The 13,373-nt window shown below is 52.3% G+C and carries 13 protein-coding genes; 2 read left to right on the top strand and 11 right to left on the bottom strand.

Annotated elements, in window-relative coordinates; translation table 11 throughout:
• The first annotated feature begins 1 nt into the window (after nucleotide 1).
• Complete coding sequence (gene apaG / locus FQZ95_RS11220) at nucleotides 2-379, top strand: Co2+/Mg2+ efflux protein ApaG (RefSeq protein WP_000610901.1); 378 nt, start codon at nucleotides 2-4, stop codon at nucleotides 377-379.
• 6 nt (nucleotides 380-385) lie between these two features.
• Complete coding sequence (gene apaH, locus FQZ95_RS11215) at nucleotides 386-1,234, top strand: bis(5'-nucleosyl)-tetraphosphatase (symmetrical) ApaH (RefSeq protein ID WP_000257187.1); 849 nt, start codon at nucleotides 386-388, stop codon at nucleotides 1,232-1,234.
• Here apaH and FQZ95_RS11210 read toward each other — a convergent pair.
• The 11 genes from FQZ95_RS11210 to FQZ95_RS11160 form a co-directional block, all read right to left on the bottom strand.
• Nucleotides 1,231-1,545, bottom strand: a complete 315-nt coding sequence (locus FQZ95_RS11210) for a CcdB family protein (RefSeq protein WP_062875631.1) — start codon at nucleotides 1,543-1,545, stop codon at nucleotides 1,231-1,233. The genes apaH and FQZ95_RS11210 overlap by 4 nt on opposite strands.
• Nucleotides 1,546-1,547: 2 nt before the next feature.
• Nucleotides 1,548-1,781 carry a type II toxin-antitoxin system CcdA family antitoxin gene (locus FQZ95_RS11205; RefSeq protein WP_000125566.1) on the bottom strand — a complete coding sequence of 78 codons (234 nt, stop codon included), beginning with the start codon at nucleotides 1,779-1,781 and terminating at the stop codon, nucleotides 1,548-1,550.
• 85 nt (nucleotides 1,782-1,866) lie between these two features.
• The gene (gene folA / locus FQZ95_RS11200; RefSeq protein WP_000624375.1) at nucleotides 1,867-2,346 is read right to left on the bottom strand and encodes a type 3 dihydrofolate reductase; all 480 of its coding nucleotides are present in this window, start codon (nucleotides 2,344-2,346) and stop codon (nucleotides 1,867-1,869) included.
• A gap of 191 nt (nucleotides 2,347-2,537) precedes the next feature.
• A complete protein-coding gene (gene kefC / locus FQZ95_RS11195) occupies nucleotides 2,538-4,400 on the bottom strand; it encodes a glutathione-regulated potassium-efflux system protein KefC (protein WP_160530191.1) in 1,863 nt (620 codons plus the stop codon).
• Complete coding sequence (gene kefF, locus FQZ95_RS11190) at nucleotides 4,393-4,923, bottom strand: glutathione-regulated potassium-efflux system oxidoreductase KefF (protein ID WP_032183187.1); 531 nt, start codon at nucleotides 4,921-4,923, stop codon at nucleotides 4,393-4,395. Before kefF ends, kefC begins: the two co-directional genes overlap by 8 nt.
• 103 nt (nucleotides 4,924-5,026) lie before the next feature.
• Nucleotides 5,027-5,260, bottom strand: a complete 234-nt coding sequence (locus tag FQZ95_RS11185) for a YgdI/YgdR family lipoprotein (protein WP_032183186.1) — start codon at nucleotides 5,258-5,260, stop codon at nucleotides 5,027-5,029.
• A gap of 127 nt (nucleotides 5,261-5,387) precedes the next feature.
• Complete coding sequence (gene carB, locus FQZ95_RS11180; RefSeq protein ID WP_001126399.1) at nucleotides 5,388-8,609, bottom strand: carbamoyl-phosphate synthase large subunit; 3,222 nt, start codon at nucleotides 8,607-8,609, stop codon at nucleotides 5,388-5,390.
• Between the two features lie 17 nt (nucleotides 8,610-8,626).
• Entirely contained in the window at nucleotides 8,627-9,775 is a 1,149-nt protein-coding gene (gene carA / locus FQZ95_RS11175) for a glutamine-hydrolyzing carbamoyl-phosphate synthase small subunit (RefSeq protein WP_039021800.1), read from the bottom strand.
• A gap of 455 nt (nucleotides 9,776-10,230) precedes the next feature.
• On the bottom strand, nucleotides 10,231-11,052 hold the full coding sequence (gene dapB, locus FQZ95_RS11170) for a 4-hydroxy-tetrahydrodipicolinate reductase (RefSeq protein ID WP_000543585.1): 822 nt from the start codon (nucleotides 11,050-11,052) through the stop codon (nucleotides 10,231-10,233).
• 166 nt (nucleotides 11,053-11,218) lie between these two features.
• On the bottom strand, nucleotides 11,219-12,139 hold the full coding sequence (gene rihC / locus FQZ95_RS11165; protein WP_160530190.1) for a ribonucleoside hydrolase RihC: 921 nt from the start codon (nucleotides 12,137-12,139) through the stop codon (nucleotides 11,219-11,221).
• A 19-nt stretch (nucleotides 12,140-12,158) separates the two neighbouring features.
• Nucleotides 12,159-13,364, bottom strand: a complete 1,206-nt coding sequence (locus tag FQZ95_RS11160; protein WP_105271205.1) for an XAC2610-related protein — start codon at nucleotides 13,362-13,364, stop codon at nucleotides 12,159-12,161.
• Nucleotides 13,365-13,373: the final 9 nt, after the last annotated feature.

Below are 13,373 nucleotides of genomic sequence, written 5' to 3'. Positions count from 1 at the left end.
GATGATCAATTCGCCCCGAGTGTGTATTCAGGTTCAAAGCGTCTACATTGAGGCACAATCTTCACCTGATAATGAACGTTACGTTTTTGCTTATACCGTAACCATACGCAATCTGGGGCGAGCGCCAGTGCAGTTGTTGGGGCGTTACTGGCTGATCACCAATGGCAATGGCCGTGAAACCGAAGTCCAGGGCGAAGGAGTGGTTGGCGTTCAGCCACTTATCGCGCCTGGCGAAGAGTACCAGTACACCAGCGGTGCAATCATTGAAACCCCGCTGGGCACCATGCAGGGTCACTACGAAATGATCGATGAAAATGGCGTCCCTTTCAGCATCGACATTCCCGTATTCCGACTCGCCGTTCCCACACTCATTCATTAAAAGAATATGGCGACATACCTTATTGGCGACGTTCATGGTTGTTACGATGAACTGATCGCATTGCTGCATAAAGTAGAATTTACCCCTGGGAAAGACACCCTCTGGCTGACAGGCGATCTGGTCGCGCGCGGCCCTGGTTCGCTGGATGTTCTGCGCTATGTGAAATCCTTAGGCGACAGCGTACGTCTGGTGCTGGGCAATCACGATCTGCATCTGCTGGCGGTATTCGCCGGGATCAGCCGCAATAAACCGAAAGATCGCCTGACACCGCTGCTGGAAGCGCCGGATGCCGACGAGCTGCTTAACTGGCTGCGTCGCCAGCCTTTGCTGCAAATCGACGAAGAGAAAAAGCTGGTAATGGCCCACGCAGGGATCACGCCGCAGTGGGATCTGCAGACCGCCAAAGAGTGCGCACGCGATGTAGAAGCGGTGCTGTCGAGCGACTCCTATCCCTTCTTTCTCGACGCTATGTACGGCGATATGCCAAATAACTGGTCACCGGAATTGCGGGGGTTGGGAAGACTGCGTTTTATCACCAACGCCTTTACCCGTATGCGCTTTTGCTTCCCGAACGGTCAACTGGATATGTACAGCAAAGAATCGCCGGAAGAAGCCCCTGCCCCGCTGAAACCGTGGTTTGCGATTCCTGGCCCCGTCGCTGAAGAGTACAGCATCGCCTTTGGTCACTGGGCATCGCTGGAGGGCAAAGGTACGCCGGAAGGTATTTACGCGCTGGATACCGGCTGCTGCTGGGGCGGTTCATTAACCTGCCTGCGCTGGGAAGATAAACAGTATTTTGTCCAGCCGTCGAACCGGCATAAGGATTTGGGCGAAGGAGAGGCGGTCGCGTCTTAAATCCCGTCGAGCATAAAATCTAATGCTCCTTTAATCAAAGTTCGGTGCGCGCTGGCATCGCAAAAATTCGTTCCCAGCGTGTTAACTGGAACAGTTGCAGTCTCATGCGTCATGAGCACATATTCTTTGCCGTCTACCAGTAAAAGGATTGGGTTAAGCCGTTCTGGTGGGCGAATATGGCTAAATCGTTCAATAGGTGTTAATGGATTAACGATACGGCGATTAATCTCACCAATAATGTCGCTGGTAACATCGATAACAAAGGGCAACGCGGCGTTCCTGCCGCGACTGCGGTATACCGTAAATTGCATCGCTAGAAGCTCCGGTACTCATCAGAGAAACATCCGGTTTCATCAGCCAATTGATTTAACGCAGCGATAGCTTCTGCGTTCTCTTCACGCCAACGTGTTGCTGCATGTTTTTTAAGTTCAGCATTGAGCGCAACCGTAAGGGTGGCGCTCATATTTAAGCCTGCATCACGAGCGCGATTGACTAACTCACGGTCGACGGTGACGGTCACACTTTGTGTGGTACGTTTTGCAGTCATGATATCGTGCTCCTGTACAATTTATACGTCTAGTATGCACGGATATCTGCACGTATCAGTGATGCCGGAATTCTAATATACAAACTTACCGCCGTTCCAGAATCTCAAAGCAATAGCTATGAGAGTTCTGCGCATCAGCGTCGTGGAATTCGCTGAATACCGATTCCCAGTCATCCGGCTCGTAATCCGGGAAATGGGTGTCGCCTTCCACTTCTGCGTCGATATGCGTCAGATACAGTTTTTGCGCTTTGGGCAGGAACTGCTCATAAACGCGACCACCGCCAATCACCATGATTTCTGGTACGTCACCACACGCCGCGATGGCTTCATCCACCGACTTCACCCACGTTACGCGATCGTCCGTACCCGGTTGACTGCTGAGGATAATATTTTTGCGTCCTGGCAGCGGACGACCGATGGATTCCCAGGTATGGCGGCCCATAATCACTGGTTTATTTAAGGTGTTGCGTTTAAACCAGGCGAGATCGGCAGGCAGGTTCCACGGCATGGCGTTTTCCATGCCGATAACGCGATCTACCGCTAACGCCGCAATCAGACTGATCATTGAGATTTCCCGATAAAAAAAATTGTCGCCACTATACGTAAAGCGTAAACCGTCGTCGACTGGTGCGAGGATGATGTTGAGGAAAATTTTATATTCTGCTGGCGAGTCCACGCTCTCCCCCTGGACTCGCCGCATTACAATGAAACAAAAACAAACAGTTAGCTGTAAAGTGTGATTTACGTCACTCTTTATTAGGATGAGGGCTTCGTTTCCGGTTCATCCGCCATATTGCCGGTATGTTTCCCTTCTTCGGTTCCCTGCCAGCCATGTCGTTGAATTAATGACAGATGTTCACGGTCTTCGGTAATGATCTCACTTAACATCGCGCTGGTGCGTTTATAGACCGCCGCACGGGCTTTGGTGTCGTTCTCAACCATTGCCATCTCTTCCACCATCTGAATATTAAAGCGGCGGAACACATCGGCGCGTTCTCGCGCTTCATACGGCCCCAGACCTAAACTTTCCAGCGCCAGACGCCCGGTTTTCAGCGCACCTTCAAAGGTTTCACGCTCTGGCTTTTCAACGCCTGCCTGACGCAAACGAATGTAGTGATCGACATCGCGGGCGCGGGCAATAATCTGCAGATGCGGGAAATGTTCTTTCACCATCTCCGTCAGTTGCAGGTTGGTTTGTGGATCGTCAATGGCGTTAATCAGCACTTCTGCTTTCGCCGCTCCGGCAGACTCCAGTAAATCCATCCGCGTGGCATCGCCGTAAAACACTTTCATGCCAAATTTGCGCAAGGTTTCGATATGGTCAGGATCATGATCGAGCACCACCATTTTCACCCCGCTGGAGAGCAGTAAACGTCCGGTAATCTGTCCATAACGACCGAATCCAGCAATGATCACCCGCGGCTGTTCTTCATCAATCTCATCAGCTTCACGCGCTTGTTCGGTAGAAGATTGCTCAAGGCGATTGAGGATCACCAGCAGAATCGGCGTTGCCGCCATCGACAGCGCCACCGCCAGGGTCAGCGACTTCGCCCACTCCGGCTCCAGCACATTCGCCATTTGCGCCGCGCCAAATACCACAAAGGCAAACTCACTGCCCTGCCCTAACAGCACCGCAAACCAGCGACGCTGTTTATTCGGCACCTGCAACGGTCGGGCAATCAGCCACAGCATAGCGATTTTGATGATGAGGAAACCGAGCAGCAAAATGACAATGCGCAACGGATTTTCAAGCAGCGTGCCAAAGTCTATCGACATGCCAACACCGATGAAAAACAGCCCCAACAGCAAACCTTTAAATGGCTCGATATCGCTTTCCAACGCATGGCGGTATTCCGAGCTTGCCAGCAGTACGCCCGCCAGAAACGCGCCCATCGCCATCGACAAGCCGACCTCTTCCAGCAGCAAACCAAAGCCAAACACGAGGAATAACGCCACGGCACTAAACACTTCCCGCAAGCCAGAGCGGGCAACAAAACGCAGCGCCGGACGCGTGACATAGCGCCCCAGCAGTACCACCAGCACCAGTGCACCCGCCACTTTTAACGCCGAGAGAGCAAATGCGCCCATCGTCGTCGAGGCACTGCTCGCCGCCAGTAGCGGGATCATCGCTACCAGCGGGATCGCGGCGATATCCTGGAACAGCAGCACCGCAAAGGCGCTACGGCCCATTTGTGTCCCCATCAGGTTGCGTTCATTCATCGCCTGCATGGCAATTGCCGTTGATGAGAGCGCCAGTGTCATGCCGATCAGTTCCGCTACCTGCCAGCGCAGACCAAGGAACATGCAGAACAGCCCCAGCAGGCCGCCGCAAACCACCATCTGTAATGCACCACCACCAAACACTGCCGCACGCAACTTCCACAGCCTTTGTGGATCGAGTTCGAGGCCGATAATAAACAGCATCAGCACCACGCCGATCTCGGCAAAGTGCAGAATAGATTCGGCATCGGTCACCAGTCGCAGCCCCCACGGGCCAATAATGCAGCCGGCGATCAGGTAGCCAAGTACCGATCCCAGACCAAGACGTACCGCAATGGGTACAATCAGCGCCGCCGAACCGAGATAAATCAGCGCCTGAATCAGCGTATGGCTATCCATGATGTGCCTCCTGCCATTCCAGCAGACGTTGCTTATAGTGACGCGCCTGCCCTTCGAGGGTTTCGTCGTCACAAATAAAGGTACAGTGCATAGCAAACGGTGGCAGCCAGTTCAGCCCGCAGTAGATTGCCGTCGCCTGTAGCGGCTGCGACAGCACATCAAAGCCCGGATGCGCGCCAATCTCAAAATGACTTTCCCCGCCGCCGGTCGTCACCGCCCACAGTAAATGTTTACCATGCAGTGCCGTGCCGCCGTGACCGTAAGCCCAGCCGTGCGAGAAGACTTTATCGATCCAAAGTTTAAGGAGCGGAGGAATGCTGTACCACTGCATCGGGTGCTGCCAGACGATCAGGTCGGCGCGAGACAACGCCTCCTGCTCGGCAGCAATATCGATATTGAAGTCAGGATAGAGTTGATAAAGAGAGCGAACTTCGACGCCTTCCAGCGTCCTTGCGTGTTCAAGCATCCGTTTATTCGCATGAGAATGATGCGGATACGGATGCGCATAAATTATGAGGATCATAGTTAACTCGCGTGTTTACGCCTTTGTTTTCCCACAAAGTGTAGTCATATATTCACGCAGCTTATAGTCAATAATATTGATTCAGAAAAAGCAGAAATCTGAATCAGTTGTCCAACTCACTCATATCTTTAACCTGATCGCGGTTGATCTGTTCAGTTTGCCCGGTTTGCGCATTTTTGTAAGAAACCAGCCCGGTATCGTCATCAACCTGCGGTTTACCATCGGTGACTATCGTTTGGCCATCGGTTGTTCTTACCGCCTGGTTTGAGGAACAGCCAGCCACAGTGAACATTACCGCCGCGGCGAAGATTGATGTGATCAATACTTTATGTTGCATCGTCTTTTCCTCTGCTTTGCTGTAGTAAGCATTCAGTTTAGGTTAACTGCCTGAAAGCAAGTGAAAAAACAGAAGATTCTGAGGCGAGTTGCGCCCGGCAACAGCAATGTTACCGGGCGCGGAGGGGTTACTTCTTAATCTGCGCGTGCATTTCCTGCACCGAAATTACTTTTTCAGTCGCATCGGCATTCAGCGCCATCGCGGTAGCGAAACCACCGTTCAGGGTGGTGTCATAGTGCACTTTATATTGCAGCGCACTGCGACGAATCACGCGGGAGTCCTCAATCGCACGACGGCCTGAGGTGGTGTTGATGATGTAGGTATATTCGCCATTCTTGATACGGTCCTGAATGTGCGGACGACCTTCATGCACCTTGTTCACCAGACGCGGGTTAATACCTGCTTCGCCCAGCACAATCGCTGTGCCGTGGGTCGCATCCAGCTCGAAGCCCTGTTTCAGCAGTTTTGCCGCCAGGTCAACCACGCGTTCTTTATCGCCTTCACGCACGGAGAGCAACGCACGACCGTGTTTCTTCATCGTGGAGTTACTGCCCAGCTGCGCTTTGGCAAACGCTTCAGCGAAGGTGCGGCCCACGCCCATCACTTCCCCGGTAGAGCGCATTTCTGGCCCTAACAGCGGGTCAACGCCGGGGAATTTGTTGAACGGCAGCACCACTTCTTTCACCGAGTAATATGGCGGGATAACTTCTTTAGTTACGCCCTGCTCAGCCAGCGATTTGCCAGCCATCACACGCGCCGCTACTTTCGCCAGCGGTACGCCGGTGGCTTTGGAGACGAACGGAACGGTACGCGCCGCACGCGGGTTAACTTCAATCAGGTAGACTTCGTTGTTTTTCACCGCAAACTGCACGTTCATCAGTCCGCGCACCTGCAATTCGAAGGCCAGTTTCTGCACCTGTTGGCGCATCACATCCTGAATTTCCTGACTTAAAGTGTAGGCTGGCAGAGAACATGCGGAGTCACCGGAGTGCACGCCCGCCTGCTCAATATGCTCCATGATGCCGCCAATCAGCACCATTTCACCGTCGCAGATGGCGTCCACATCCACTTCTACCGCGTCATCGAGGAAGTGGTCCAGCAATACTGGTGCATCGTTAGACACGCTCACCGCCGTCTGGAAGTAGCGACGCAGGTCAGCTTCGTCATAGACGATTTCCATCGCCCGACCGCCGAGAACGTAAGACGGACGCACCACCAGCGGGTAACCAATCTCTTTTGCCTTCTCAACCGCCATTTCAATAGCGGTAACGGTGGCGTTCGCCGGTTGTTTCAGTTTCAGACGGTCAACCGCATGCTGGAAGCGTTCACGGTCTTCCGCACGGTCGATAGCATCCGGGCTGGTGCCGATAACCGGTACGCCAGCGGCTTCCAGTGCGCGCGCCAGTTTCAGCGGGGTCTGACCGCCGTACTGAACGATAACGCCTTTCGGCTTCTCAATACGCACGATTTCCAGCACATCTTCCAGAGTTACCGGCTCGAAGTAGAGGCGATCGGAAGTGTCGTAGTCAGTAGAGACGGTTTCCGGGTTACAGTTAACCATAATGGTTTCGTAACCGTCTTCGCGCAGCGCCAGTGAGGCGTGTACGCAGCAGTAGTCGAATTCGATACCCTGACCGATACGGTTCGGGCCGCCGCCGAGGACCATGATTTTGTCACGGTCAGATGGGTTGGATTCGCACTCTTCTTCATAAGTGGAGTACATATAAGCGGTGTCGGTAGCGAACTCTGCCGCACAGGTATCCACGCGCTTGTAAACCGGGTGCAGGTCATACTGGTCACGCAGCTTACGGATTTCTGCTTCACGCACGCCCGCGAGTTTTGCCAGACGCGCATCGGCAAAGCCTTTGCGTTTCAGCTGGCGCAGGAAGTCAGCGTTCAGGCCAGTGATGCCCACTTCCGCTACTTTCTCTTCCAGGCGCACCAGCTCTTCAATTTGTACCAGGAACCAGCGGTCGATATTGGTCAGATTGAAGACGCCGTCTACGGACAGGCCCGCACGGAACGCATCGGCGATATACCAGATACGCTCTGCGCCTGCGTCTTTCAGCTCGCGGCGAATTTTGGTCAGCGCTTCCGGGTCGTCGAGACTCACTTTCGGGTCGAAGCCAGTTGCGCCCACTTCCAGGCCACGCAGCGCTTTTTGCAGGGATTCCTGCTGCGTGCGACCAATCGCCATCACTTCGCCAACCGATTTCATCTGAGTGGTCAGACGGTCGTTAGCACCGGCGAATTTCTCGAAGTTGAAGCGAGGAATTTTGGTGACCACGTAGTCGATGGACGGCTCGAAGGAGGCCGGAGTACGCCCGCCGGTGATGTCGTTCATCAGCTCATCGAGGGTGTAACCTACCGCCAGTTTCGCCGCCACTTTGGCAATCGGGAAACCGGTGGCTTTCGACGCCAGCGCCGAAGAACGGGACACGCGCGGGTTCATTTCGATAACAATCAGGCGACCATTTTTCGGGTTCACCGCAAACTGGACGTTGGAACCACCGGTTTCAACGCCGATTTCACGCAGTACCGCCATCGAGGCGTTACGCATGATTTGATATTCTTTGTCGGTCAGCGTTTGGGCTGGCGCGACAGTGATGGAGTCACCGGTGTGGATGCCCATCGCATCGAAGTTTTCGATAGAGCAGACGATGATGCAGTTGTCGTTTTTATCACGCACCACTTCCATCTCGTACTCTTTCCAGCCGATCAGCGACTCATCAATCAGCAGCTCTTTGGTTGGGGAGAGATCCAGACCGCGGGCGCAAATTTCTTCAAACTCTTCGCGGTTATAAGCGATACCACCACCGCTACCACCCATGGTAAAGGATGGGCGAATAATGCACGGGAAGCCCACTTCAGCGGCAACTGCCAGCGCTTCTTCCATGGTGTGTGCGATACCAGAACGCGCAGTTTCCAGACCGATTTTCTTCATCGCCACGTCGAAACGGCGGCGGTCTTCGGCTTTATCAATCGCATCGGCGGTGGCACCAATCATGGTGACGCCGAACTCTTCCAGCACGCCCTGACGCTCCAGCTCCAGCGCACAGTTCAGCGCTGTCTGACCGCCCATCGTTGGCAGCACCGCGTCCGGACGCTCTTTTTCAATAATCTTGCGTACCACTTCCCAGTGAATCGGCTCGATGTAGGTCGCATCGGCCATTTCCGGGTCGGTCATGATGGTCGCAGGGTTGGAGTTCACCAGAATGACGCGGTAACCCTCTTCGCGCAGGGCTTTACATGCTTGCGCGCCAGAGTAGTCAAACTCACACGCCTGACCGATAACAATCGGGCCCGCACCCAGAATCAGGATACTTTTTATATCTGTACGTTTTGGCATGGCTCTTTTACTCCTGATTACTTAGCGGTTTTACGGTACTGCTCAATTAACTCGATAAAGTGGTCGAACAACGGCGCGGCGTCGTGTGGACCCGGACTGGCTTCAGGGTGGCCCTGGAAGCTGAATGCCGGTTTATCGGTGCGATGAATGCCCTGTAACGTACCGTCGAACAGGGATTTATGCGTAACACGCAGGTTTGCAGGTAATGTTGCTTCATCCACCGCAAAACCGTGGTTCTGGGCGGTGATCATCACCACGTTTTTTTCAACATCTTTAACCGGATGGTTGCCGCCGTGGTGTCCAAATTTCATTTTGACAGTCTTCGCACCGCTCGCCAGCGCCAGCAACTGATGGCCGAGGCAGATGCCGAATACCGGGATGTCGGTTTCGAGGAATTTCTGGATGGCAGTAATAGCGTAATCACACGGTGCCGGGTCGCCAGGACCGTTGGAGAGGAAGATGCCGTCTGGATTCATTTTCAGCACGTCTTCCGCAGAGGTTTGCGCCGGAACGATGGTCAGGCGGCAGCCGCGGTCAACCAACATGCGCAGGATGTTGCGTTTGGCACCAAAATCATAAGCCACGACGTGGAACGGCAACTCGTCTTCTTTTTTTGCTTCTGGCAAGCCGCCAGTCAGCGTCCAGCTCCCTTGTGTCCAGCTATAGGATTCTGCGGTGGTCACTTCTTTTGCCAGATCCATGCCGTTCAGACCTGGGAACGCGCGGGCTTTTTCTAACGCCAGCGCCGCATCCGGGTTATCGCCCGCGATAATGCAGCCATTCTGTGCGCCTTTCTCGCGCAGTAAACGCGTCAGCTTACGGGTATCGATATCAGCAATCGCCACGATGTTATGGCGCTTCAGGTAAGAAGAGAGGTCTTCGGTATTACGGAAGTTGCTGGCAATCAGCGGCAGGTCGCGAATCACCAGACCTTGTGCATGTACCTGAGAAGATTCTTCATCGGCGTCATTAGTGCCGACATTGCCAATATGGGGATAAGTAAGAGTAACGATTTGACGAGAATAGGAAGGATCAGTGAGGATTTCTTGATAACCGGTCATTGAAGTATTGAAAACGACTTCCCCAACCGCCGAACCTGTTGCCCCTATGGCCCGACCGTGAAACTGGGTTCCGTCTTCCAGAACCAATAGCGCTGACTTAATCAAAACACCCTCCAGAGAATATTCACTCACTTTATTTGCATATTAATTCACAATGATGACGTAAATCAATGCAAATCTGCTTACCGACGAATTTCTGGCAAACGGCGGCATTCTGGAGATATGGGCGCTAAAAGTCAACTTAATGGCGGGATTTTTTATATTATTTTGTGGCTCATGCATATTTTACAGGCATTAAGCGACAAAAATATCACATAACCCGTTCTGGAAAACGCTTGCGCAGCAAGAAGATTGTATGAAATAAAAATGAACAGAAAAAAGTGGACCAGATGGTCAAAATTTACATTAAAACAACAAAAAAAGAAGGCAAAACGTGTAATTTTCAGCACTTACATAAAATTTAAAAACATAATACAAAAAACAAAAGGGCCAAAAATTAAAGCCCTTTACAATCAATAAATTAAATGTGTTATTTTTGCATCATCATAAACATTTTGTGGTTACAAATTATTGAGATCAAGCACATCTCGCATATCAAAAAGACCACTTTCCTTACCACTCAACCACAAAGCCGATCTTACCGCACCGTTAGCAAATGTCATGCGGCTGGACGCCTTATGGGTGATCTCCAGACGCTCACCAATATCGGCAAACATCGCGGTATGTTCGCCAACGATGTCACCTGCACGCACGGTGGCAAAACCAATGGTGCCAGGCACACGTTCACCGGTATGGCCTTCACGACTGTAGACCGCGCAATCTTTCAGATCTTTATCTAGGGCGTGGGCGATCGCCTCTCCCATTGCCAGTGCGGTGCCTGAAGGCGCATCAACTTTATGTCTATGATGTGCTTCAATAATTTCGATATCGGTGTAGTCACCCATCACTTTGGCTGCTTTCTCCAGCAGCTTAAGCATGACGTTAACGCCGACGCTAAAGTTGGCGGCAAAGACAATCGCAATATCGGCGGCCGCGTCACGAATCGCCTGTTTACCGGCTTCGTCAAACCCCGTAGTGCCAATCACCATCCCTTTGCCATGCTGGCGACAAAAAGCGAGATGGTTCAGCGTACCTTCCGGACGGGTAAAATCGATAAACACATCAAAATCATCTTTTATCGCATCAAGGCTGCTTTGCACAGTAACGCCTGTTTTTCCTGCACCCGCCAGCTCACCGGCGTCGCTGCCCAGTAAAGAAGATCCTTCGCGCTCCAGCGCCGCGCCCAGCTGCACGCCTTCTAATGCCAGCGCCGCCTGAATCAACTGGCGGCCCATACGCCCCCCGGCTCCCGCGATGGCAACGCGGATGTTTGCATCATGCATAGCTATTCTCTTTTGTTAATTTGCATAGACCGTTTTCAGAGTAACCAGCGCATCGCTACGCCGCCAGCCAAAAACGCTGATAATTAGAAATTAATGATAAACAGGGAGGGATATCAGTGAAAGGCATGAGTCGATGAATGACTGCATGCCGATAACATGTGACAGGTTACGACGCCAGAGCCAGCACCTCAGCCACCCACTGCTGGAAACCTTTCACATCCAGATCCAGCGCCACCTGCACGTTTGCAGGTTTACTCAGGCAACCATCAATATCAACAACCGTAGTACCTGAGGTAAATTCACCCTGAGTTTCCACCGCCACAAAACACGGTTTGAGAGTGAACAAGTCTGGGCGCACCAGCCAGGCGATGGCGCAGAGATCGTGCATACGCAGACCGCTTTGCAAACTGCCGCTACGGTAGTGGCTAAACAGGGCGTGCAACATTTTCCCGGTACGATTCAACTCCGGCAAAGTAGCGAGATAGTCAGGAGTTAATATTGCCTGATTGGTGACATCCAGACCGCACATAACGATTTCGATGCCGCTACGGAAGACACAGGCTGCCGCTTCTGGATCGGCAGCGATATTAAACTCGGCGTTTGGCGTACAGTTGCCGCGTCCGGCAGAACCGCCCATGATCACCAGACGGCGAATATGCGGTTTGCATTCCGGGCATTGTGAAAGTAACAGCGCAATATTGGTTAACGGGCCGATGGCTACCAGCGTAACAGGCTCAGGCGCACGCAGCAGGGCATCACGAATCGCCAGAAATGCGGGTTTGTCCAGTGGGCTTCTGTTGTGCTCGACAAAGTCGTAGCCAGCCATTCCCGATTCACCGTGCACAGATGCTGCATTACGCGGTGCGCGTACCAGCGGCACAGCGGCTCCCTGGGCGAGCGGAATATCCGCATTCCAGAAATGCAGCAGTTGCAGGGCGTTGCGGGTAGTTTTCTCAACCGAAACATTACCCGCGACGGTGGTCATCAGTTGCAGGTCGAGTTCGGGGGCAAAAATCGCGGCGGCAATGGCGACCGCATCGTCAATGCCTGGGTCTGTATCAAGGAAGATGGGTATAAGTTTTGTCATTACTGTCTCTCCTGGCTTGTTACTTGCTCATGGCTTTGAACTCATCGCGGCTGATACAGATATCCGAAATATCTTTATTCGTCACCAGACGCGGGCTAAGTTTATCGCCTTCAACAAACGGTACTAGCGGGCAAAATTCCCCTGGAGACGCTTTATCTTCCTGCCACTGAATTTCAATGGATTCCGGCTTCATACCTGGTTTCTCTGACTGAATGACTGTGCGGATATCCGTGGTTAACTGAAATGGCTCACACCCCTTCACATCAGTAAAAGTCGGCGTCAGATGACCATTCTTACGTTCCTGCAGATAAAAAATGCGGCCATCGTGATAGGAAGGAATTACGTAGCAGGTATACATTTTACCTTTGCTTAGCACGGGCTGAAGATAACTTGAACCTCTCTCGATCAATTCAACCTCTTTCCCCTTCCAGCGATAAACGTCAACCCCGTGACTACAGCAGCTTCCTCGCCAATGGCTGACGATCTGCTTATATTCTGCATCTGGCTCCGGCGAGGTGATTTCCTGATAAGACGCAGGCGCATCAACAAAACGTTGTGTTGAGGGATCGTAAAGCCAGGTTTGTTCGGGGATATTGGGTCCAGCGGGTAACTCTTGCGGAATGGAAAGATCCGGATAACCATCAAAATTAACATCCTTCCATTGAGGCGTAAAAATGCTACAAGTGCCGATAGAAGCAGTATATAAGGTCTGTATCGGTTTCCCATCACGATATAATTTTATTGCTGAAATGACCGGAACATTATTACAGTCGATCGCTTTGGAAGGGTCGTAATCGTCATTCACTTCCGCCACCAGCACCAGATCAATGCCCGGATCGTTTTTGGGTTTGTTATAGTGAAGCGCAATGGGGAAATGGTGTTTTTTATCGGCTGAAGTCCATACTCCTTTTATCTCAATCGGTGAAACTTCAGCATCCCATTGACCAGAAAGTGTCTGTGCGCGCTCCTCAAGAAGCAACCGCTTAACCTGGAGAGATCCACGCAGAATTAATCGCATTTTTCTCTGATTGCAGGGTTCATAGCAATAGCTACCATGAAGGTCGTTGTTAATCCGCGTGATATCGACACTTACCTGCTTACCCGCAATCGTCCCGGAATAATTTCGATCCCAGAACGGAAATTCAAGCTGCGAAGCGCCATTGGCCGCTCCCAAACAAAATACAAAAGCCAAAAATCCCGCCAATCCATAAGCTATCTTGCTCATCATCCTTGC

Origin of the sequence: Escherichia sp. HH41S (genome assembly GCF_009820115.1) — a bacterium.
Taxonomy (GTDB): Bacteria; Pseudomonadota; Gammaproteobacteria; order Enterobacterales; family Enterobacteriaceae; genus Escherichia; species Escherichia coli_F.
The sequence above is the reverse complement of the archived record's forward strand: the minus strand, read 5'-3'. Positions and strand labels throughout refer to the sequence as shown.

Bases quoted from the DNA above. Each gene is read 5' to 3' on its own strand.
- apaH (WP_000257187.1), top strand. From the start codon at position 386: ATGGCGACATACCTTATTGGCGACGTTCATGGTTGTTACGATGAACTG.
- dapB (WP_000543585.1), bottom strand. From the start codon at position 11,052: ATGCATGATGCAAACATCCGCGTTGCCATCGCGGGAGCCGGGGGGCGT.
- FQZ95_RS11205 (WP_000125566.1), bottom strand. From the start codon at position 1,781: ATGACTGCAAAACGTACCACACAAAGTGTGACCGTCACCGTCGACCGT.
- carB (WP_001126399.1), bottom strand. From the start codon at position 8,609: ATGCCAAAACGTACAGATATAAAAAGTATCCTGATTCTGGGTGCGGGC.
- rihC (WP_160530190.1), bottom strand. From the start codon at position 12,139: ATGACAAAACTTATACCCATCTTCCTTGATACAGACCCAGGCATTGAC.
- FQZ95_RS11160 (WP_105271205.1), bottom strand. From the start codon at position 13,364: ATGAGCAAGATAGCTTATGGATTGGCGGGATTTTTGGCTTTTGTATTT.
- FQZ95_RS11210 (WP_062875631.1), bottom strand. From the start codon at position 1,545: ATGCAATTTACGGTATACCGCAGTCGCGGCAGGAACGCCGCGTTGCCC.
- FQZ95_RS11185 (WP_032183186.1), bottom strand. From the start codon at position 5,260: ATGCAACATAAAGTATTGATCACATCAATCTTCGCCGCGGCGGTAATG.
- kefF (WP_032183187.1), bottom strand. From the start codon at position 4,923: ATGATCCTCATAATTTATGCGCATCCGTATCCGCATCATTCTCATGCG.
- kefC (WP_160530191.1), bottom strand. From the start codon at position 4,400: ATGGATAGCCATACGCTGATTCAGGCGCTGATTTATCTCGGTTCGGCG.
- folA (WP_000624375.1), bottom strand. From the start codon at position 2,346: ATGATCAGTCTGATTGCGGCGTTAGCGGTAGATCGCGTTATCGGCATG.
- apaG (WP_000610901.1), top strand. From the start codon at position 2: ATGATCAATTCGCCCCGAGTGTGTATTCAGGTTCAAAGCGTCTACATT.